This is a genomic window from Ruegeria sp. HKCCD6426, from assembly GCF_057221115.1.
This window is the reverse complement of the sequence record NZ_JBWVBF010000002.1, coordinates 140,324-160,718: the sequence shown is the minus strand read 5'-3', so window position 1 is coordinate 160,718 and position 20,395 is coordinate 140,324. Positions and strand designations below refer to the sequence as shown.

Here is a 20,395-nt window from a genome sequence, read left to right as displayed (position 1 = left end):
TGCAAAGAGTGCATGCTATGACAGATGTTCACGATCCCGAAACCGCCCGCTGGAATTACCGACCTGAGGGGCCTGTCGGCCTGAATCCCCTGTTCAACTGGCCGCCGCGCCCTATGGCAGTCTTGCACTGGTACACTGGCGCCTGGCTACAGATAACGTCGCTGACTTTGTGCATGGTGCTGGCATTGGTGACCTATTTTGCCTTTCTCCCGCCGCTTGAAACAATGCAGAGCTTCGCTCCTGGCTGGGTGTTTCGAATCTGGCTTTTGAACATGGTGCCTCAGATCCTGATTGCGGGGGGGCTCCACTGGTGGCTGTACATGCGCAAGGGGCAGGGCATGTACAAGAAGTTTGACCGGCGTGATCTGACCCGGGAAAACGGTACATTCACATTCCGCAATCAGGTGCTGGACAATATCTGGTGGACATTGGGCAGCGCGATGACCGTGGCGACCGTTTATCAGTGCCTGATCTACTGGGCGATGGCCAATGCATATGTACCGGTGGTCACTTGGGCTGCTGCACCCGTCTGGTTTGTTGCCTGGATGGTTTTCATTCCCATGTGGTCAGGGCTTCATTTCTATTGGGTGCATCGTCTGGAACATCACCCAAGGCTGTATAAACATGTCCATGCCGTGCATCATCGCAACGTCAACACCGGCCCGTGGTCCGGGATTTCAAATCACTGGTTCGAGAACCTGCTCTACTTCACCACCTATTTCGTCCACCTGGTTATCCCTTCCCATCCTCTGCATCTGCTGTTTCACGCCTATTTCCAGCAGATCAGTCCGGTTCTGTCCCACTCGGGGTTCGAAAAGCTGAAAGCCGGGAATACAGACGCTGCACGGGCAGGGGATTTCTTTCACCAGCTGCATCATCGGTATTTCGAGTGCAACTATGGCACGTCGGAAATCCCTTTCGACAAGTGGTTCGGAACTTATCACGATGGCTCGGCCGAGGCGACGACCCGTACGCGAGCTTTCAAAAAACAGATGTACACGTAAGTGCGTGCGCCCCTTGTGGGGCCACGTTACCGCGTTTGGAATGCACAGTAATAGGCTCTGATCCGCTCGATCTCAGGATTTTTCAAACAGAGCGATCAGGGCCTCATCATCCTTGTTCGGACCAGCGGCGAGGTTTCCGTAGATGCGGACGCGGGTCAGGGTCAGGTTTTCTATCTGGCCGGCTTCCATCCGGTTCAGGGCGTCGGAAAATCCAAGCGTCTCGTAGTGGCTGGCATTGATCGACACGGCAAATTGCGCGCCGGGTCGCGCCACGCGCAGAAGTGCGGGGAAAACACCCGGCCCGAGATGGCCGTGCGTGAACGTGCCAGATGATACGACACCGGCATAGCTGTCGCGCGGCACCGGCAAGCCCTGATGCAGGTCGACTTCTATCGCGTCCCGGTAGATGTCTTTGCGCATGGCCTCTTCCAACATCTCTGCACTGATATCGGCTGCATCGATGGGGCCTACGCCCAGCCCGGCCAGTACGGCGCCGCAAAGACCGGTACCGGCGCCAACATCCAGTACGGGACCCTGCCCACCGGCACCGACAAAGGCGCGAGCGGTGTGGATGTGCAGCTGATAATCTTCCAGTGCCGCAAACCCCTCGTCGTAATCGCCAGCCCACTCGGCATAGAGACGTTTGTTGTCCTCGGGCGTTTCCAGCGCGTAGGCAGCTTTTATGTTTGGCTTCTTGTCACTCATTCATGCATGAAGGCGCATCCTGGGATTCGAATCAAGTGCGTCCATCCGGCGCTTGCATCCTGGCGCTGGGCGGACCATCAAAGGGGCATGACAGGCACTCTTTTTTCTTTCGGACATGGATATTCGGCACGAGCGTTGTCGCGCCAACTCGCCCCGCAAGGCTGGCAAGTGATTGGAACGACCCGGGATGCCGGACAATTGGAAATCATTCGCGATTCGGGTGCTGAGCCGCTGATTTGGCCCGGATCGGTCCCCAATCTGGACGGTGTGACCCATCTGTTGATCTCAACCGCACCAAATACGGCGGGCGATCCGGTTCTGACCGAACTGGGCGATTCAATTGCGGCACGAGCCAAGCAATTCAAATGGGTTGGGTATTTGTCGACCACGGCCGTCTATGGTGACCATCAGGGGGCCTGGGTCGATGAAGCAACTCCGCCGGCCCCAACAGCCGATCGCGGGCGCTGGCGCGTCAAAGCCGAGACGCAGTGGGCGGATATCCCCGATCTACCCCTTCACATTTTCCGTCTGGCCGGAATCTACGGCCCCGGGCGTGGTCCGTTTTCCAAGCTGCGGCGCGGAGGGCTACGCCGGATCATCAAGCCGGGGCAGGTGTTTTCACGCATTCATGTGGAGGACATCGCACAGGTTCTGGCCGCGTCGATGAAGCGCCCGAATCCGGGTGCGATCTACAACGTATGTGATGACGAACCTGTACCGCCGCAGGATGTGATCGGTTACGCTGCGGAACTGCAGGACTTGCCGCTGCCGCCAGCCGTCCCATTCGAAGAGGCGGACATGACCCCGATGGCGCGCAGCTTTTATAATGAGAATAAGCGGGTGCGGAATGATCGGATCAAGTCCGAACTGTGTGTCACGTTGCGCTATCCGAACTATCGCGTCGGGTTGGAAGCGCTGATGAAGGATCAGGCCAGCACCTCCTGAGTATTAACCCAAACTCGGAAGGGTTCGAGCGTTTAGATTATTCGGTGTCTATTCCGACCATGCTCAGGTATTCGATTTCCAAGAAGTCATCGAGGCTGTTGCGCGAGCCATCGCGGCCATGCGAGGTATGGGCCAGTGCGAAAAGTTAACATTGAGTGATCCTTCGCCAATCGCGGCCAACCAGGCATCAAGCAGCTGGAATGCTGTCCTCAAGGATCATGTCAGCGGCTTTTTCGGCAATCATAATTGTGGGTGCGTTCGTGTTGCCAGACACGATTGTGGGCATGACTGACGCATCAATTACCCGCAAGCCTTTGACACCATGGACGCGCAGGGCCGGGTCGACCACCGCCATGCCATCCGCTCCCATCTTGCAGGTGCCAACCGGGTGATAGATGGTGTCTGCCCGGGCGCGGATGTGCTGTTCCCAATCCGCTTCCGTTTGCACTGTGTCAGTCCCAAACAGCTCTTTATGTCTGAACTTTGCCATCGCCGGAGCTTGTAGAATGTCCCGCATGATCCGTGCGCCTTTGATCGTTGTGTCCAAATCGCGGGGGTCCGACAGGAAATTGGGATCAATGGCCGGTGCTGCCACCGGGTCGGCACTGTGTAGCGAGACAGAGCCGCGGCTTTCCGGGCGCAATTTGCAGACATGGCAGCTGAAACCATAGCCCATATGCAGTTTTCGGGCATGGTCATCGACTACCGCGACGGTGAAATGTAGCTGAATGTCCGGCCGATCCAGATCCGGCGACGTTTTCAGAAAGGCTGCGCCCTCGGCGAAAGGCGTGGCGGCCATCGACACACCAGTTTTGCGCCAGCGCCGAAGGTGACCCAGGAATTTGACAGCGCCGACCGGGCCGATCCCGAACGTATCCGTGTCTTTGGTTTTGTATGCCAGAGTGAAATCCAGATGGTCCTGAAGGTTCTGTCCTACGCCGGGCAGGTTGTGCCGGACCGCGATGCCGTGCAGGGACAGTTCAGCGCCATCACCAATACCCGACAATAGCAACAGCTGCGGTGACTTCAGCGCACCTCCACAAAGCAGAACTTCTCGCCGTGCGGTAATTGAGATGTCTCGACCTTTGCTGCCCTTGCGATAGACGACCCCAGTAGCGCGCTTGCCGTCCAAGGTAACCCGCTGCACGTGGGCGCCCGTGATTACGGTCAGGTTGGGCCGCTTCATGACCGGAAACAGGTAAGCTGAAGCAGCCGAGCACCGTTCGCCATTGCGTGCCGGGTCGTGAAATTGAGTGACTTGATAAAGACCAGCCCCTTCGTTGTCGCCCTGATTGAAATCGTCAGTTCGGCGGTGCTGCATTTGTGTTGCGGCCTCGACAAAGGCTTGGGAGATCGGGCGCGGCGCTTTCTGGTTGGAAACCTGAAGGGGGCCTGCATCCCCGTGAATGTCATCCGCCCCGCGTTCGTTGTTTTCCGAGCGTTTGAAATAAGGCAGGACGCTATCCCAATCCCAACCTTCGCAGCCCAGCTCGGCCCAGCCGTCATAGTCTTGACGCTGGCCACGTATATAAAGCATTGCATTGATCGCGCTGGATCCACCCAGTGCTTTGCCGCGCGGCTGGTATCCCTTGCGCCCGTTCAACCCCGGCTGGGCGATAGTTTCGAAGACCCAGTTGTTGATTTTCGGGCGTCCCGGCAGCATCGCCACGACGCCGGCGGGCATCCGCACCACAAGGTTGTCACCCCGTCCACCGGCCTCGAGAAGGCAAACGCTGATTCTGGGGTTCGCGCTCAGCCTGTTGGCCAGCACCGATCCGGCGGAACCGCCCCCGACGATCACATAGTCAAACTCCATCCCCGTCCTCTTTACTGACTTGCGCCTGTGAGTGTGCCGCGGCGGGTGGCGGTGATTACTGTGGTGACCTTACTCAAAGAAATACAGTCGTATCGCCAGGTGCCGGGTGGAAACGTCACGTCAATTTCTGCCAGCGAGACAACGCTGTAGAGGGGAGTTTGGATCATAGTTTTAAGTTATGATAATGATCTAAAAACAAAACTTATTTGCATGGCTTTGATTTGCTACATTTGTGTCAGCCAAGAAGAACGAGTCGCCAATGCATTCCTTCCGGAAAATTGCCGAGATCGCAGTAGCGCCTTCGGGGCGCATTTTAGGAATACGTCAGAAAAACTTAGCCTTCTTGTATCAGAGTTCACCCCAGATTTAACCGCGCGAGCAAAGACCTCAGCCAGGATTGGAGATTGAAATGGATGGTAGCGACAACCCGAACTCGGGCAAATGCCCAGTAATGCATGGCGCGGCGGGCGGTCAGACGATTCGCGACTGGTGGCCCAACCGACTGAATCTTTCGATCCTGCATCAGCATGGAGTGGCCTCGAACCCGATGGGCGGGGCGTTCAACTATGCGGAAGAATTCAAAAAGCTGGACCTGAAGGCCCTGAAAGACGACCTGTATGCGCTGATGACAGACTCGCAGGATTGGTGGCCAGCGGATTACGGCCACTATGGCGGCTTGTTCATCCGCATGGCTTGGCACAGCGCCGGAACCTACCGCACGGCTGACGGTCGCGGTGGCGGTTCGACCGGAAACCAGCGCTTTGCGCCGTTGAACAGCTGGCCCGACAACGGCAATCTCGACAAGGCCCGCCGCCTGTTGTGGCCCATCAAGCAGAAATACGGCAACCAGATTTCCTGGGCCGACCTGATGATTCTGGCTGGCAATTGCGCCATTGAATCGATGGGCGGAAAAACCTTTGGCTTTGCCGGTGGGCGCGAAGACATCTGGGCGCCCGAAGAAGACATCTATTGGGGTACCGAGACCGAATGGTTGGCGCCTACTGACAATCCCAATAGCCGGTACTCTGGGGACCGTGATCTGGAAAATCCTCTGGCCGCCGTCCAGATGGGCCTGATCTACGTGAACCCAGAAGGTCCTGATGGTGAGCCGAACGTGCTGGCCTCAGGCCGCGACATTCGTGACACCTTTGGCCGGATGGCAATGAATGACGAGGAAACCGTAGCGTTGGTCGCAGGGGGTCACACCTTTGGCAAGGCGCACGGCGCCGGTGATCCGGAGCTGGTCGGGGCCGAGCCCGAAGCAGCCCCGATCGAGGAGATGGGTCTGGGCTGGATCAACAAGTTCGGCAGCGGCAAGGGCGACGACACCACCACCAGCGGCATTGAAGGTGCATGGACCGCAAACCCGATCAAATGGGACAACGGCTATTTCGATCTGCTGTTCGGCTATGACTGGAATCTGACCAAAAGCCCCTCGGGTGCCTGGATTTGGGAGCCGGTCGGCGTGAAAGACGAAGACATGGCCCCGGCTGCGCATGATCCGTCGAAAAAGGTCAAGACCATGATGACCACCGCTGATATGGCGATGCGCATGGATCCGATCTATGGCCCGATCTCGAAGCGCTTTCACGAAAACCCAGATGAATTCGCCGATGCCTTTGCCCGCGCGTGGTTCAAACTGACCCACCGCGACATGGGTCCGCGCTCGCGCTATCTGGGGGCGGAAGCGCCAGACGAAGAACTGCTGTGGCAAGATAACGTTCCCGCTGTTGATCACGATCTGATCGATCAAGCGGATGCAGCAGAGCTGAAGGCGCAAATCCTGGCCTCAGGACTGTCGGTTTCCGAACTTGTGTCAACTGCATGGGCCTCGGCCTCGACCTACCGTGGATCAGACATGCGTGGCGGGGCAAACGGCGCGCATGTCCGCCTTGCTCCACAAAAGGACTGGGATGCCAACGAACCGCTGAAACTGTCCAAAGCTCTGGGTGCATTGGAAGGCGTCCAAAAGGCGTTCAATGACGCGCAGTCAGGCAATAAGAAGGTATCTCTGGCTGACGTGATCGTCCTGGGCGGCGCCGCGGCGATTGAGAAAGCAGCCAAAGCCGCCGGTCATGATGTCGACGTTCCCTTTGCGCCGGGTCGTACTGATGCTTCGCAAGACCAAACGGATGTTGACTCGTTTGCCGTGCTGGAACCGATCTCAGATGGTTTCCGCAACTATCAGCGCAAGGAATACAGCGTGTCCCCGGAAGAGCTGCTGGTTGACAAAGCCCAGCTGCTGACCTTGTCGGCGCCCGAGATGACCGTCCTTGTGGGTGGTATGCGCGTTCTGGGCGGCAACTTCGGCGACAGTCAGCACGGCGTGTTCACAGATCGCGTAGGTGCGCTCAGCAACGACTTCTTCGTCAACCTGCTCGATATGGAGACCGAATGGAAACCATCGGCAGAGGGTAATGGCGTCTACGAAGGCCGAGACCGTGCCACGGGTGACGTCAAATGGACCGGGACACGCGTCGATCTGGTTTTCGGTTCGAACTCGCAATTGCGGGCACTGTCAGAAGTCTATGGCCAGAACGATGCTGGCGGCAAATTCGTCTGCGACTTTGTCAGTGCCTGGAACAAGGTGATGAATGCGGACCGCTTTGATCTGAGTTGAGCTATATGCGCCTCACAAGACTCCAAGCCGCCCTGATCACTATTTCGGGGCGGCTTTTTCATGGGTGGTCTGCTTTCTTCCGGCGTCTGCAACCCCGTATTGAACGCGATTCCATAAAAGGGCCTTCAAAATAACTATTGGACATCGGCGTGTAGCATTGATCAGAGGATTAATTTCCCGGCAATGTTTCCTTAATTATTTGTTTTTAAATGATAATCAAAGAAACTCAGGCGAAATGTGAAGTTTTTTCAAAATGGGGGTTGCAGGTGCAGAATGTAATCCGTAAATACCCCTTCACCGGCGCTGCTGAGGTGGTGCTGACACGCTGGCGAGACGGCGGGACGGGCTGGAGAGACGGTCGGACGCATCGGAGAGACGGTGGGCATCTTGGGAATGATTTAGGCGGGCGCGCTGAGGATTTTGGCGCACTGGTCTGATTTTTGGCTCTTGGTGTTTTGGTTCTTTGACATTGCTGGATAACTGAAGAGATATGTGGGCGGTTTGGTTCGTTTCGACGGATTGAATGTCTGTATATCGCGCTGGTAGGGTTTCGGCCCGATGATCCAGTGTCAGCTTCACTGTTTGAGTGGTTCACCGGTTTCTTAGGAAACCAGTGTACATCAAACAGAAGACTTCATCAGGATTAGCCTCCTGATGAGATGTGCAGAGGTTCGAACGTCAAGGATAGGTTAGCAATAGCCTTTCAACTTGAGAGTTTGATCCTGGCTCAGAACGAACGCTGGCGGCAGGCCTAACACATGCAAGTCGAGCGCTCTCTTCGGAGGGAGCGGCGGACGGGTTAGTAACGCGTGGGAATATACCCTTTGGTACGGAATAGCCTCTGGAAACGGAGAGTAATACCGTATGTGCCCTTCGGGGGAAAGATTTATCGCCAAAGGATTAGCCCGCGTTAGATTAGGTAGTTGGTGGGGTAATGGCCTACCAAGCCTACGATCTATAGCTGGTTTTAGAGGATGATCAGCAACACTGGGACTGAGACACGGCCCAGACTCCTACGGGAGGCAGCAGTGGGGAATCTTGGACAATGGGCGCAAGCCTGATCCAGCCATGCCGCGTGAGTGATGAAGGCCTTAGGGTCGTAAAGCTCTTTCGCCTGTGAAGATAATGACGGTAGCAGGTAAAGAAACCCCGGCTAACTCCGTGCCAGCAGCCGCGGTAATACGGAGGGGGTTAGCGTTGTTCGGAATTACTGGGCGTAAAGCGCACGTAGGCGGACTGGAAAGTTGGGGGTGAAATCCCGGGGCTCAACCCCGGAACTGCCTCCAAAACTATCAGTCTAGAGTTCGAGAGAGGTGAGTGGAATTCCGAGTGTAGAGGTGAAATTCGTAGATATTCGGAGGAACACCAGTGGCGAAGGCGGCTCACTGGCTCGATACTGACGCTGAGGTGCGAAAGTGTGGGGAGCAAACAGGATTAGATACCCTGGTAGTCCACACCGTAAACGATGAATGCCAGTCGTCGGGTAGCATGCTATTCGGTGACACACCTAACGGATTAAGCATTCCGCCTGGGGAGTACGGTCGCAAGATTAAAACTCAAAGGAATTGACGGGGGCCCGCACAAGCGGTGGAGCATGTGGTTTAATTCGAAGCAACGCGCAGAACCTTACCAACCCTTGACATCCTAGGACCGGCCCAGAGATGGGTCTTTCACTTCGGTGACCTAGTGACAGGTGCTGCATGGCTGTCGTCAGCTCGTGTCGTGAGATGTTCGGTTAAGTCCGGCAACGAGCGCAACCCACATCCCTAGTTGCCAGCAGTTCGGCTGGGCACTCTATGGAAACTGCCCGTGATAAGCGGGAGGAAGGTGTGGATGACGTCAAGTCCTCATGGCCCTTACGGGTTGGGCTACACACGTGCTACAATGGCAGTGACAATGGGTTAATCCCAAAAAACTGTCTCAGTTCGGATTGGGGTCTGCAACTCGACCCCATGAAGTCGGAATCGCTAGTAATCGCGTAACAGCATGACGCGGTGAATACGTTCCCGGGCCTTGTACACACCGCCCGTCACACCATGGGAGTTGGTTCTACCCGACGACGCTGCGCTAACCTTCGGGGGGCAGGCGGCCACGGTAGGATCAGCGACTGGGGTGAAGTCGTAACAAGGTAGCCGTAGGGGAACCTGCGGCTGGATCACCTCCTTTCTAAGGATGTATCTAGTTAGATTTGTTCGCAAATCTCGTGATACACTTAGCAGAAGATCAACAAACAAAGTTGATCAAACTCATGGACCGAGCCGTCCTCATATCTCTTCAGAACACATCAGGCCCGCAACGCTGTGAGGTCTGGCCCTCTCGGCAGATTTTGCGATGCAAAATCGCCTGTCGGGCAACGTCGATTTTGCTTTTGCAAAATCAACTGGGTCGGTAGCTCAGGTGGTTAGAGCGCACGCCTGATAAGCGTGAGGTCGGAGGTTCAAGTCCTCCTCGACCCACCAAAAACTTTTGGGGCCTTAGCTCAGCTGGGAGAGCGCCTGATTTGCATTCAGGAGGTCAGGAGTTCGATCCTCCTAGGCTCCACCATTTATCCGATTAGATCATCGAGCACTTGTTTGAGTGTTGGATCATCCAATTGGATGGCGGCAGACTTCCTTCGGAAGTTGCCAACATTGACATCGTATAGAGAGAAATCAATCAACACTGTTTGATCGTGCCGAGTGTGGCGCTGATCTCGGTCGTTCTTATCTTCGGATAAGCGGCGCAGTTTGGGTCTAGCCGGCCCTGTCTGCGTATCGCGACTGAAACGAACAGAGTTGTCCAAGTCTAATATACTAACCCGAGCGACCTGCGTTGATCAGCTGCACGGCTGAGAGACCATATGGGGTTGCTCAATTGTCCTCGTCCAAGTGGCGGGGGCGGGAAATGTATGTTTTTGGTTCAGAAGAACAGATGACCTTTAGTTACCAGCTGGGTCATCATGATTGATCTGATCGAACTCTGCAGGCCGAAAGGCCGAAAGAGTTCATGTGCTCAAGTAGCCGAATAGGCGGTAGCACAAGTATCAAGTCTTTCTTTTTCTGGATCAAATCAAGCGCGAGAAGGGCGTTTGGTGAATGCCTTGGCAGCAAGAGGCGATGAAAGACGTGATACTCTGCGATAAGCCATGGGGAGCTGAGAATAAGCTTTGATCCATGGATTTCTGAATGGGGCAACCCACCTGAAAGCTTCATATTGTTATCCTTGATAATCAATATGTTGCTTAAACAGGTACTTAAGACCTGAATACATAGGGTTTTAAGAGCAAACCCGGGGAACTGAAACATCTAAGTACCCGGAGGAAAGGAAATCAATTGATACTCCCCTAGTAGCGGCGAGCGAACGGGGACCAGCCGAGCCAGATGAGTGAGAAGAACATGTTGGGAAGCATGGCCATAGCGGGTGACAGCCCCGTATTCTAAGCTCTGATGGACGTATTAAGTAGGGCGGAACACGTGAAATTCTGTCTGAAGATCGGAGGACCACCTTCGAAGGCTAAGTACTCCTTGCTGACCGATAGTGAACCAGTACCGTGAGGGAAAGGTGAAAAGCACCCCGACGAGGGGAGTGAAACAGTACCTGAAACCGAACGCCTACAATCAGTCGGAGGCTCCTTGCGAGCTGACGGCGTACCTTTTGTATAATGGGTCATCGACTTGGTCTCACGAGCAAGCTTAAGCCGTTAGGTGTAGGCGTAGCGAAAGCGAGTCTTAATAGGGCGCATGAGTTCGTGGGATCAGACCCGAAACCGAGTGATCTAGGCATGGCCAGGTTGAAGGTAAGGTAACACTTACTGGAGGACCGAACCCACATCCGTTGAAAAGGATCGGGATGAGCTGTGCCTAGGGGTGAAAGGCCAATCAAACTCGGAGATAGCTGGTTCTCTGCGAAATCTATTTAGGTAGAGCGTCATCCGAATACCCCGGGGGGTAGAGCACTGGATGGGTAATGGGGCCCCACAGGCTTACTGATCCTAACCAAACTCCGAATACCCGGGAGTACTAGATGGCAGACACACTGCGGATGCTAACGTCCGTAGTGGAGAGGGAAACAACCCTGACCTACGACTAAGGCCCCCAATTCATGGCTAAGTGGGAAAGCAGGTGGGACGACCAAAACAACCAGGAGGTTGGCTTAGAAGCAGCCATCCTTTAAAGATAGCGTAACAGCTCACTGGTCTAAATAAGTTGTCCTGCGGCGAAGATGTAACGGGGCTCAAGCCATGAGCCGAAGTCTAGGGATGCGTAAGCATCGGTAGCAGAGCGTAGTGTGACATAGTCTCATTCCTCCTTCATGCCTTCGGGCAGATTGGAGGAGAGAGGCTTTCGATGAAGCGGGCGCGTGAGCGATCCCGTGGAGAGATCACTAGTGAGAATGATGACATGAGTAGCGACAAAGAGTGTGAGAGACACTCTCGCCGAAAGTCCAAGGGTTCCTGCTTAAAGCTAATCTGAGCAGGGTAAGCCGGCCCCTAAGCCGAGGCCGAAAGGCGTAGGCGATGGGAACTAGGTTAATATTCCTAGGCCGTGGAGTGGTGACGGATCACAGGTGTAGTTCAATCTTATCGGATTGATTGGGCTGCTGAGTGGTTCCTGGAAATAGCCCTCCTATCAGACCGTACCCTAAACCGACACAGGTGGACTGGTAGAGCATACCAAGGCGCTTGAGAGAACGATGTTGAAGGAACTCGGCAAAATACCTCCGTAAGTTCGCGAGAAGGAGGCCCGGTTCCTAGGCAACTAGGGGCTGGGGGCACAAACCAGGGGGTGGCGACTGTTTATTAAAAACACAGGGCTCTGCGAAGTCGCAAGACGACGTATAGGGTCTGACGCCTGCCCGGTGCCTGAAGGTTAAAAGGAGAGGTGAGAGCCTTGAATTGAAGCCCAGGTAAACGGCGGCCGTAACTATAACGGTCCTAAGGTAGCGAAATTCCTTGTCGGGTAAGTTCCGACCTGCACGAATGGCGTAACGACTTCCCCGCTGTCTCCAACATCGACTCAGCGAAATTGAATTGCCTGTCAAGATGCAGGCTTCCCGCGGTTAGACGGAAAGACCCCGTGCACCTTTACTACAGCTTCGCACTGGCATCAGGATTGTGATGTGCAGGATAGGTGGTAGGCTTTGAAGCAGGAACGCAAGTCCCTGTGGAGCCTCCCTTGAGATACCACCCTTCGCACTCTTGATGTCTAACCGCGGTCCGTTATCCGGATCCGGGACCCTGCGTGGCGGGTAGTTTGACTGGGGCGGTCGCCTCCTAAAGCGTAACGGAGGCGCGCGAAGGTTGGCTCAGAGCGGTCGGAAATCGCTCGTTGAGTGCAATGGCAGAAGCCAGCCTGACTGCGAGACTGACAAGTCGAGCAGAGTCGAAAGACGGCCATAGTGATCCGGTGGTCCCGAGTGGAAGGGCCATCGCTCAACGGATAAAAGGTACGCCGGGGATAACAGGCTGATACTGCCCAAGAGTCCATATCGACGGCAGTGTTTGGCACCTCGATGTCGGCTCATCTCATCCTGGGGCTGGAGCAGGTCCCAAGGGTACGGCTGTTCGCCGTTTAAAGAGGTACGTGAGCTGGGTTTAGAACGTCGTGAGACAGTTCGGTCCCTATCTGCCGTGGGTGTAGGAGACTTGAGAGGAGTTGCCCCTAGTACGAGAGGACCGGGGTGAACGATCCACTGGTGGACCAGTTGTCGTGCCAACGGCAGTGCTGGGTAGCTATGATCGGACAGGATAACCGCTGAAGGCATCTAAGCGGGAAGCCCCCCTCAAAACAAGGTCTCCCTGAGGGCCGTGGAAGACCACCACGTCAATAGGCCGGAGATGTAAGCGCAGTAATGCGTTCAGTTGACCGGTACTAATCGCCCGATAGGCTTGATTTGATCCAGTAATGGAAAGACTGCCAACCGCCTCAAGTAGCGAAGCGGTAGGCGAACAAATAAGCCAAAAACATACACCAAATTGACTTTGGATGGCTGTGTCGCGCCAAGCGGCACTGTTGATTGACATAACAACCGAGTGGCAACGCGCATTTGCATGCAAATACGCTGCCTGCCACCCGTCGCGTTTGCTTCGCAAATCGCGACGTGGGGATTTTCCTCGGTTTGGTGGTCATAGCGCAAGTGAAACACCCGGTCCCATCCCGAACCCGGAAGTTAAGCACTGCCGCGCCAATGGTACTTGGGCTTAAGCCCCGGGAGAGTAGGTCACCGCCAAACCTAGTAAAATCCCCCTTCTCTCTAAACGATAAAAAAACACGACCCGGCCTCAAATAGCGTAAGCAACAGGCCAACCAATGGTCTCAAGTAGCCGAATAGGCGGTAGACCAACGCAAAGTGTCGCGGGATGGAGCAGCCCGGTAGCTCGTCAGGCTCATAACCTGAAGGTCGCAGGTTCAAATCCTGCTCCCGCAACCAACTTTAGCGAACAGTCGTCGGAATCAAGGCCCCCCTCATTGGCGGGCTTTGCTTTTTTGAGCATGGCGATCAAATTGCCCTGCATGTCCAGGACATGGTTTTTGGCGTCCTGATCGTATGAAACGACAACTCGATCCAAAAGCTCATGAAGCTCATCGCTCGCTCTGCCAGCCACACCTTCGTCTGTCAGGGTTGCCACCAGGTTGTCGATATATCCACGATACAGGGACGGCATATCATCTGGGAGCGTGATGGGCCTTGGCACCAGCTGATCCCTCGTTGCCTGCAACGTTTTGAGTTCCTGGTCATATGAATTTAGACGCTCAACAATCACACTTGAATGCTGACCGTTCTCAATTGCGTCCATCAAGTTCGAGATCTTCTTCTCAAGCTCTCTGGCCCTTTGGTCATGCAGGCGGAGGGCCTCCCCGTTATCCTTCTCCCGGTGTTGCAGGTGATGGAGATACCGCGTTTTGAATTCCTGGAATGCTTCATCTCGCATCAAGTGCTCCCGAAGGCTGCTGAGGATGGATTCTGCGGCAAGATCTTCCCTCAAGCCGGGCATTCCTTTGCAGACAGATGCTCCCTTTTCCTTTGCATTGGCGCAGTAATAGCGCCGTGTTTTTGCGGAGCCTGCGACTGTCAGGTTGCCGCCGCACTGAGCGCATTGCAGAAGGCCGGAGAGGAGGTATTTCCGCCGACGAAGCCCTTGAGATGCGGACAAGCCATTTGCATCTGTAGGCTTACGCTTCGAACGCTTCCGTGCGAGGCTGTCCTGGCGTTCCTTAACGGCAAGCCAGAGGCTTTGGTCCAGGATGCGGTGGTCAGGCATTTCAGCGAGTAGCCAATCCTCTCGGGGAACAGGTCGAGAGACGCGCTTTCCTGTTTCCGGGTGTTTGGAATAGCGAAGCCGACCCCAGAGGTAGCGACCAATATACAGTTCGTTATTCAGGATCCCGGTCGCACGTTCGCGGTTGCCATTAAGCGTGTTTTGCTTCCAGTGCCCCGATCCATCACCGCGCCCCCTTGGGGATGGAATGCCGTCATGGTTGAGACCCTCCGCAATCTTTTGAGGGGATTTACCATCAGCGTATTCGCGGAAAATCCTTCGGATGATTGCGGCCTGCTCATCAACCACCTCCAGCTTCCCTGTAATAGCTTCTCCGCTTATATCTCTTGCCACCCGATAGCCATAAGATAGACCGCCACCGCTGCTACCCAGGGCAACTTTCCCCGCGATCCCCCTGCGTGTCTTTCTCCCAACCTCCTCAAGGTATAAGGCGGCAATTGTAGCGAAGACCCCGACATCCATAAGGCCAAGTTTGCGACCAATGTGATGAAGCTCGGTATCGGCGTGAGTTGCAGCCTTGTAGAATGCAGAGACCAGTTCCAAATCTCGTCCCAACCGATCAACGTGTTCGATCAAAACTATATCGAATTTCCGATCACGGACCTCTGCAAGCAGTCTTCGATACTCCGGCCGGTCGCCGGTTGCACCTGAGATGCTACGATCCGCGAAAGTGTCTGCGACTGTCCAGCCCTGGCGTTCCGCGTATTGCCTGCATTCTCGAAATTGATCATCAACAGACTTCGGGTTTTGCATGTCCGTGGAATAGCGGGCGTAGAGGGCGACGCGCGGCTGCTGCATGAAGTGTCATCTCCGATCAATGTTCGCCAAACATGCTCAACTTCATGAGGGACCTTCAAGAGAAAAAGTCCCGCCTAAGGTGAAAAGCGCTCTTGGAACGCCAAGCGATTCCAATATGATAGGTAGCACTGCATCTGGAGCCTCCTCTTTCGAGTTTCCCTCCTGGGACCCTTGCTTTGCGGCGACTTCAGCGATCAGGTCTATCATCTTCGAGAGTTTCATTCGGTTCTCCTTCGGCTGGGACATCCAAAAACGCAGCGCGAAAGAGCCTTGAAACCTGAAGTATAGGCATGCGGAGGGACTGCGCGGCAGCGGCTGCGCAGTCCCGTCGTAAAAGAGTAAATACAAGAGAATTTCCATGTTGATTAAGCGTTTTTTCAGTTCATAAAAAAGCCGCTCAGTTCTCGTCATGAGAGCCCACCGGAAGGATTAAGTAATTGCCGTTTAGTTTTACCGTTCCAACTCCCGTCGACCACAAAGCTTTCCAAGTCGAGGCTGGGGAAACAATCATCTTCGTTGGCGCAAATGGCGGAGGAAAGACCAGGTTAACTGTCCATATCGAGAATGCCTTGGGTATCCAGGCACACCGAATTTCAGCGCATCGGGCTTTGATCCTGAATCCAAGTGTTGCAAAAATAGGTGAAAAGAAGGCATTGGCAGGCCTTCGCACAGGAAGTGCGCGAGAATCGTCGCTGACCAACGTCGGCCACCGCGCGTCAAGCAGGTGGGGTGGAAAACACGCGACCCACTTACTTAATGACTTTGATTTCTTGATGCAGGCTCTTTTTGCAGAGCAATCCAACACTGCCCTTCAAGCCTATCAAAGATACAAACCTGGCACAGAGGAAACCGAAGAGCCCTTTCGAATTACAAAGTTTGATCGGCTTGCAGAGATTTGGAGGAACCTGTTGCCACACCGACAGCTTCATATCTCGGGAGACGACATTGTTGTTTCAATTCCCGGAAGCGAGGCAAAGTATCCGGCATCCGAAATGAGCGACGGTGAGAGAGCAATCTTCTATATGATTGGCCAAGCTCTCGTTGCTGCCGACAACACAGTTATGATTGTCGATGAACCTGAACTTCATGTGCATAGGTCAATCATGTCAAAGCTCTGGGATGCAATTGAAGCAGCCCGGCCTGATTGCGGGTTCGTGTTCATTACTCACGATCTTGAATTTGCGGCGTCTCGTGCCGCGCAGAAGTATGTAATTAAAGATTACTCGCCGACGCCATCGTGGGAAATTGAACCAGTGCCAGAGGACACTGGATTCGGTGAAGAGCTCACTACACTCATATTGGGAAGCCGCAAGCCGGTGCTCTTTGTTGAGGGCACCCTGGAAAGTCTCGACCTGGCGATTTATCGCGCCTGTTATCCGGATTGGACTGTGGTTCCGCGTTCTTCCTGCACAGAAGTAATCCACTCTGTGGTCACTATGCGTAAGAATGCTGAACTCACTCGGATCACATGTTCTGGTGTTGTGGATGGTGATGACTATGAAGAAGAGGATCGGCAATACTTCCAGAATCTCGGTATTGCAGTGCTGCCTGTCGCGGAAATCGAAAACCTACTTCTATTGCCTGATGTTAGCAGCGCGATTGCCAGCGCAGAAGGGTTTGCCGGAGAAACACTTACCCAGAAGCTCGTAGAGCTCGCAGAGGCGGTATTTCAGTCTCTGGATACCGAAAAAAAGGTCGAGGCAGTTGTTGTCAGATACTGTCGGCGACGGATTGATCGGGCGTTGAAGAAAGTCGACCTTTCCAATGCAAGCACAATCGAAGCGCTTCAAGGAGAATATGCTGCCCGCACTGGAGCCCTGGACATTGAGGGCATCGCAGCTACCCGAACTGATGAGATTTACCAGGCGATTTCGGAGCAGGATTTGCCGAAACTGTTACGCCTCTACGACAACAAGCAGTTGCTCGCGCTTGCAGCTACCCATCTCAAGGGATGCCGGAAGGACAGGTTTGAAGGATGGGTGGCTCGCTGCCTTCGGAACAACACTAACCCGGAACTGACGACGGCCCTGAGAGCCTGCTTGCCCCAAATCGAGGCCAGTTAGATTTAGGGCTTTTCAAACCTCGTAGAGCGAGCAGAAAAATGGGGTGCCGAAGGCGGGGCCCTATTTTTCCATAGTGAGCTATGAAAAAACCGGTTTTGTTTTTGTGAGTGCTCTCCGGGAACCATTTCCCTTGCATGAAAGCAGTTTTGAACATCGAGCGGATTGGCTTCAACGCCCTCAAGGCGCATGCGCAGCATGAGCGCCGAGAAATTGGGGATCAAACCCACACGGATGAAACCAGAACCCATCTCAACGCCTCAATCGGCCTCGACAAGTGCCCGGAAGCGGCTGTCAGGAAATATTTGGATCAGACTGGGGCGAAGATCGACAAGCGCAATGAGAAGCCAATCACGCGCGTATTGTTGTCAGCTTCGCCGGAGTATTTTCGCCCTGGTCGTGCGGATCAAGGCGGGGAATATGACAAAGACAGGCTGAACCCTTGGCTTCGTGAAAGCGTCAAATGGCTCAAGAAGGAGTTCGGCGAGGACGCGGTTCATATTTCCACTCATCTCGACGAAACCACGCCACATATCCATGCGGTGATTGTTCCGACCTATGACAAGAAAACCAAGCGCCGGACGGTTAAGCAGGTCAGCCATCACAAGCACCCAGCATTCGCCGCGCTGAATAGCTATGAAGATCTACACGATAAGTATGCGGCGGCAGTGCAGCATCTGGATATTCAGCGGGGTGACAAGCTCCCAACCGAACTCAGGAAAGAACGTCGATCCAGGACTAAGAAGGAATGGCTGAACGGGCGTATGAAGGCGGCTTCTGCTCAATTGTCTTTGCTCGATGGCGAGATCCGCAGGCACCTGGGCGAGAAGCTCAGGAGCTTGCAGCAGAAGTTCCAGCCTCGAAAAAAACAGGAGAAAGACCGAGGAGCGGCGAGTGCCGCCCTGGCACAGGTGCGATCAAAAACAAAAGCAAGGGGAAGGTCCCGATGAAGCATGATGAATTCACAATAGCACTTTGCGAATTGTGTGATGACATCGCAAAATTCCCGATAGTCGAGGCAGAGCAGGTTGAGCGGCTGCGACAGGGGGCGCTGGTCAAGACAAACACGCCTGCCAAAGATCTCCTCGCCGAATGCCTCGCCAACACGCCGGAGCGTGAACGCATAATGGCCGATTTTTACAAGGAGGTAATCGCGTCAGGGCTGGTCAGCGCGGAGGAGTTGCACGAGGAGAGCAGGCCGTCCGCCGGGATGGATGCGGATCTTTGGCGGATGCAGTATTTGGAAGATCGCATCCATCGGTATGGTCTGGCCTTGCTCATCCTCCAGCGCGTGGCTGAAGGTGAGGATGAACCCGACATTTCGCCAAGCGAGCACAAGCCCCAGAAGCGTTTTCGCGGGTGTGAGCGATAGCGCCCTGGTCGCCGCCGCAGGCGAAGACCAAGGCGCGGTCAGTCAGGCGATGGCCTTGCTCCGCTCCTCCCAGTAGTCGCGGATTTCCATTGCCTCTTCCCAGTCAAGCGGAAGCTCATATCGGCGCTCGAACAGGGAATATCGCATGGCGATGTGGGCTGCTTCGAGATTGTCATTGTCCAGGCTTGGGAACAGATCGAAATCGACGTCGCTGTGAGCGCCATGAGTTGAGAGAATGAAACGGGCCAGCCGGAGGCTCACCCCGCTGTCCGCTCTCACCGCATCCAGAAGCCGTTCAACTGCTTCACGGGCTTGTTCTTTTGTCACAGATTTTTTTTTCATGAGAGGTCTCTTGTATCGGAGGGGTTGAAGTCTATCTGGGGTAGGGGTTCGTTTTTGGCCTTCCCGCGAGTGAGAAGGCCAAAAACGAACCCCTACCCCTAAAGATCATCTCATCAGGCTCATGACAGAGTGAGCCTGGGCTGCGGATTTGATCTCCCGGATGCCAGAAACCAGATCTCGGGCCTTCAGTGGCTTGCCGCGTGCTTTGAGCCGGTCGCGGATGGTCTCAGCCTTTTGGACCGTCTTTTCCAGGTCGGAGAGGCCGTAGCTGGTCAACAGGCGGCGCGCGTGGTCAAGGTGCAGGGCCACCATTCTAACAGCGAGAGACATGCTGTCGCGTTCGATCCTGGTTCCGCTGTTGCCCGCGATGGCATGGAATACGACAGCATAAGAAAACGCTGAGAACATTGCGCGTCGATAGAAGCTGGCCGGAATCTCAGCCTCGATGAACAGCGTGCGGAAGCTGTCTTTGAACAGATCAATTGCTTGCGGGCAGAAGGCGAAGGTGGCGTCCTCAAATTCGGTGCGGGAAAGCAAATTCAGCCAATCAGACCGCAAGCGGGCATAGCGGCTTTGGATGGCGGGACAGTCCCAGTCCTCGAAATAGATCGGAAAGTCCTGAGTGAGCCGCTTGGGGTCCCGGTCGGCGTGAATAAAGTTGAAACGCTGTGCGAAACCATCGACCAAGGATTCGGCCCCAATTTGATCGCCGAATGTTTCGCCAACATTGATGCCCAGGATCGAGAAGGCGTGGTCCTGGATGACGATTTGCGCTTCCTTGGTCATGCGTGTGATCGCTCCGCCAGAATAGGCCTGTAGCAAGACGTCTTTGATCTCTTCCATGTGCCTTAAATGCTGGATTTGGTTGAGGAACTGGCCGAACTCGTCGCGGACCATGAGGCCCTTTGGAACTTGCTGGATATTCGCAACGAACTGAGCAGCAGAGGATGCAGATTGCAATGCAGGAACCACAGGCTTGCCGTCAGCATCAGCCAGCCAGCTTTCAACCTTATCTGTGGCAAAAGTCTTGCCGGATCCCGAAGCGGCGAGGACGACGGTCCAGAGCTTTGGTGAATACAGCGATCCACTGATCTCGTATTTTGCGCCCAGGGCATTGAGGTAGCCCGAAACAATAGACAGCACTGCAATCAGCGGCAGTTCCAGGGGAATGTCTGTCTCGCGCCGGAAAAGTTCGATGACTTCTTCGAGGAATGAACCCGGAGGAACCACCTTCAGACCGTCCCAATCGGGCGATCCCTGGTAGCTCAGGAATGCTTGGACGGTTTCTTTCCCTTCGGGGGTTAGCCCGGAAAGGCAGTCGAGAAGGCGAGGCGAGGGCGCGCCAACCTTCTCGGCTCCTTTTAGGGAGTTGTTGCGGATATGGGGTGACATAGAAAGATGTTCCTTTTCAGTTTATGTTTTGACCGGTGTTTGTTCCGGCTGAAAAGGAGATTGGCCAAAGCTGACGAAACCAA

Annotated in this window: 13 protein-coding genes, 3 tRNA genes and 3 rRNA genes; 13 read left to right on the top strand and 6 right to left on the bottom strand. The window is 54.8% G+C overall.

Going from position 1 to position 20,395, the window contains the following annotated elements; all coding sequences use genetic code 11:
- Nucleotides 1-17: 17 nt before the first annotated feature.
- Nucleotides 18-1,004: a sterol desaturase family protein gene (locus tag AC2TDA_RS05440; RefSeq protein ID WP_480844672.1), complete on the top strand. Its 987-nt coding sequence runs from the start codon at nucleotides 18-20 to the stop codon at nucleotides 1,002-1,004.
- A gap of 72 nt (nucleotides 1,005-1,076) precedes the next feature.
- On the opposite strand, the gene AC2TDA_RS05435 is transcribed toward AC2TDA_RS05440, so the two are convergent.
- On the bottom strand, nucleotides 1,077-1,709 hold the full coding sequence (locus AC2TDA_RS05435; RefSeq protein ID WP_480844671.1) for a class I SAM-dependent DNA methyltransferase: 633 nt from the start codon (nucleotides 1,707-1,709) through the stop codon (nucleotides 1,077-1,079).
- An 87-nt stretch (nucleotides 1,710-1,796) separates the two neighbouring features.
- On the opposite strand from AC2TDA_RS05435, the gene AC2TDA_RS05430 reads away from it, so the two are divergent.
- A complete protein-coding gene (locus AC2TDA_RS05430) occupies nucleotides 1,797-2,654 on the top strand; it encodes an SDR family oxidoreductase (protein ID WP_480878072.1) in 858 nt (285 codons plus the stop codon).
- A 187-nt stretch (nucleotides 2,655-2,841) separates the two neighbouring features.
- Here the strand turns inward: AC2TDA_RS05430 and AC2TDA_RS05425 are convergent, their stop codons facing one another.
- Nucleotides 2,842-4,470 (bottom strand): GMC family oxidoreductase, encoded by a 1,629-nt coding sequence (locus AC2TDA_RS05425; RefSeq protein WP_480878073.1) that lies wholly within the window; start codon nucleotides 4,468-4,470, stop codon nucleotides 2,842-2,844.
- 409 nt (nucleotides 4,471-4,879) lie between these two features.
- Here AC2TDA_RS05425 and katG point away from each other — a divergent pair, with 409 nt between their 5' ends.
- The 8 genes from katG (at nucleotide 4,880) to AC2TDA_RS05385 (ending at nucleotide 13,498) form a co-directional block, all read left to right on the top strand.
- Nucleotides 4,880-7,090: a catalase/peroxidase HPI gene (gene katG, locus AC2TDA_RS05420; RefSeq protein ID WP_480878074.1), complete on the top strand. Its 2,211-nt coding sequence runs from the start codon at nucleotides 4,880-4,882 to the stop codon at nucleotides 7,088-7,090.
- Nucleotides 7,091-7,356: 266 nt separating this feature from the next.
- Complete coding sequence (locus AC2TDA_RS05415; RefSeq protein WP_480896849.1) at nucleotides 7,357-7,527, top strand: hypothetical protein; 171 nt, start codon at nucleotides 7,357-7,359, stop codon at nucleotides 7,525-7,527.
- Nucleotides 7,528-7,794: 267 nt separating this feature from the next.
- Nucleotides 7,795-9,256 (top strand): 16S ribosomal RNA (locus tag AC2TDA_RS05410).
- 216 nt (nucleotides 9,257-9,472) lie between these two features.
- Nucleotides 9,473-9,549 (top strand) — tRNA-Ile (locus AC2TDA_RS05405).
- A 9-nt stretch (nucleotides 9,550-9,558) separates the two neighbouring features.
- Nucleotides 9,559-9,634 (top strand) — tRNA-Ala (locus AC2TDA_RS05400).
- 502 nt (nucleotides 9,635-10,136) lie between these two features.
- A 23S ribosomal RNA gene (locus AC2TDA_RS05395) occupies nucleotides 10,137-12,964 on the top strand.
- 221 nt (nucleotides 12,965-13,185) lie between these two features.
- A 5S ribosomal RNA gene (gene rrf / locus AC2TDA_RS05390) occupies nucleotides 13,186-13,300 on the top strand.
- Together the 16S, 23S and 5S rRNA genes with 3 tRNA genes alongside form the textbook arrangement of a ribosomal RNA operon.
- Before the next feature lie 121 nt (nucleotides 13,301-13,421).
- A tRNA-Met gene (locus AC2TDA_RS05385) sits at nucleotides 13,422-13,498 on the top strand.
- Here the strand turns inward: AC2TDA_RS05385 and AC2TDA_RS05380 are convergent.
- Both AC2TDA_RS05380 and AC2TDA_RS05375 read right to left on the bottom strand, forming a co-directional pair.
- Nucleotides 13,455-15,101, bottom strand: coding sequence for a recombinase family protein (locus AC2TDA_RS05380; protein ID WP_480896855.1), 1,647 nt, complete (start codon nucleotides 15,099-15,101; stop codon nucleotides 13,455-13,457). The genes AC2TDA_RS05385 and AC2TDA_RS05380 overlap by 44 nt on opposite strands.
- A gap of 87 nt (nucleotides 15,102-15,188) precedes the next feature.
- Nucleotides 15,189-15,557 (bottom strand): hypothetical protein, encoded by a 369-nt coding sequence (locus AC2TDA_RS05375; RefSeq protein WP_480880719.1) that lies wholly within the window; start codon nucleotides 15,555-15,557, stop codon nucleotides 15,189-15,191.
- Between the two features lie 26 nt (nucleotides 15,558-15,583).
- On the opposite strand from AC2TDA_RS05375, the gene AC2TDA_RS05370 reads away from it, so the two are divergent.
- From AC2TDA_RS05370 to AC2TDA_RS05360, 3 genes are all read left to right on the top strand, one after another.
- Nucleotides 15,584-17,209, top strand: coding sequence for an AAA family ATPase (locus AC2TDA_RS05370; RefSeq protein WP_480880721.1), 1,626 nt, complete (start codon nucleotides 15,584-15,586; stop codon nucleotides 17,207-17,209).
- Between the two features lie 134 nt (nucleotides 17,210-17,343).
- Nucleotides 17,344-18,156 (top strand): plasmid recombination protein, encoded by an 813-nt coding sequence (locus AC2TDA_RS05365; RefSeq protein WP_480880723.1) that lies wholly within the window; start codon nucleotides 17,344-17,346, stop codon nucleotides 18,154-18,156.
- Complete coding sequence (locus tag AC2TDA_RS05360; protein WP_480880725.1) at nucleotides 18,153-18,578, top strand: hypothetical protein; 426 nt, start codon at nucleotides 18,153-18,155, stop codon at nucleotides 18,576-18,578. Before AC2TDA_RS05365 ends, AC2TDA_RS05360 begins: the two co-directional genes overlap by 4 nt.
- Nucleotides 18,579-18,620: 42 nt before the next feature.
- Here the strand turns inward: AC2TDA_RS05360 and AC2TDA_RS05355 are convergent, their stop codons facing one another.
- Nucleotides 18,621-18,920 carry a hypothetical protein gene (locus AC2TDA_RS05355; protein WP_480880727.1) on the bottom strand — a complete coding sequence of 100 codons (300 nt, stop codon included), beginning with the start codon at nucleotides 18,918-18,920 and terminating at the stop codon, nucleotides 18,621-18,623.
- A gap of 105 nt (nucleotides 18,921-19,025) precedes the next feature.
- Nucleotides 19,026-20,312: a DUF3987 domain-containing protein gene (locus AC2TDA_RS05350; RefSeq protein ID WP_480880728.1), complete on the bottom strand. Its 1,287-nt coding sequence runs from the start codon at nucleotides 20,310-20,312 to the stop codon at nucleotides 19,026-19,028.
- Nucleotides 20,313-20,395 lie beyond the last annotated feature (83 nt).

Coding starts and splice junctions, on each gene's coding strand:
- AC2TDA_RS05440 (WP_480844672.1), top strand. CDS start 18: ATGACAGATGTTCACGATCCCGAAACCGCCCGCTGGAATTACCGACCT.
- AC2TDA_RS05435 (WP_480844671.1), bottom strand. CDS start 1,709: ATGAGTGACAAGAAGCCAAACATAAAAGCTGCCTACGCGCTGGAAACG.
- AC2TDA_RS05430 (WP_480878072.1), top strand. CDS start 1,797: ATGACAGGCACTCTTTTTTCTTTCGGACATGGATATTCGGCACGAGCG.
- AC2TDA_RS05425 (WP_480878073.1), bottom strand. CDS start 4,470: ATGGAGTTTGACTATGTGATCGTCGGGGGCGGTTCCGCCGGATCGGTG.
- katG (WP_480878074.1), top strand. CDS start 4,880: ATGGATGGTAGCGACAACCCGAACTCGGGCAAATGCCCAGTAATGCAT.
- AC2TDA_RS05380 (WP_480896855.1), bottom strand. CDS start 15,101: ATGCAAAACCCGAAGTCTGTTGATGATCAATTTCGAGAATGCAGGCAA.
- AC2TDA_RS05375 (WP_480880719.1), bottom strand. CDS start 15,557: ATGACGAGAACTGAGCGGCTTTTTTATGAACTGAAAAAACGCTTAATC.
- AC2TDA_RS05365 (WP_480880723.1), top strand. CDS start 17,344: ATGAAAGCAGTTTTGAACATCGAGCGGATTGGCTTCAACGCCCTCAAG.
- AC2TDA_RS05360 (WP_480880725.1), top strand. CDS start 18,153: ATGAAGCATGATGAATTCACAATAGCACTTTGCGAATTGTGTGATGAC.
- AC2TDA_RS05355 (WP_480880727.1), bottom strand. CDS start 18,920: ATGAAAAAAAAATCTGTGACAAAAGAACAAGCCCGTGAAGCAGTTGAA.
- AC2TDA_RS05350 (WP_480880728.1), bottom strand. CDS start 20,312: ATGTCACCCCATATCCGCAACAACTCCCTAAAAGGAGCCGAGAAGGTT.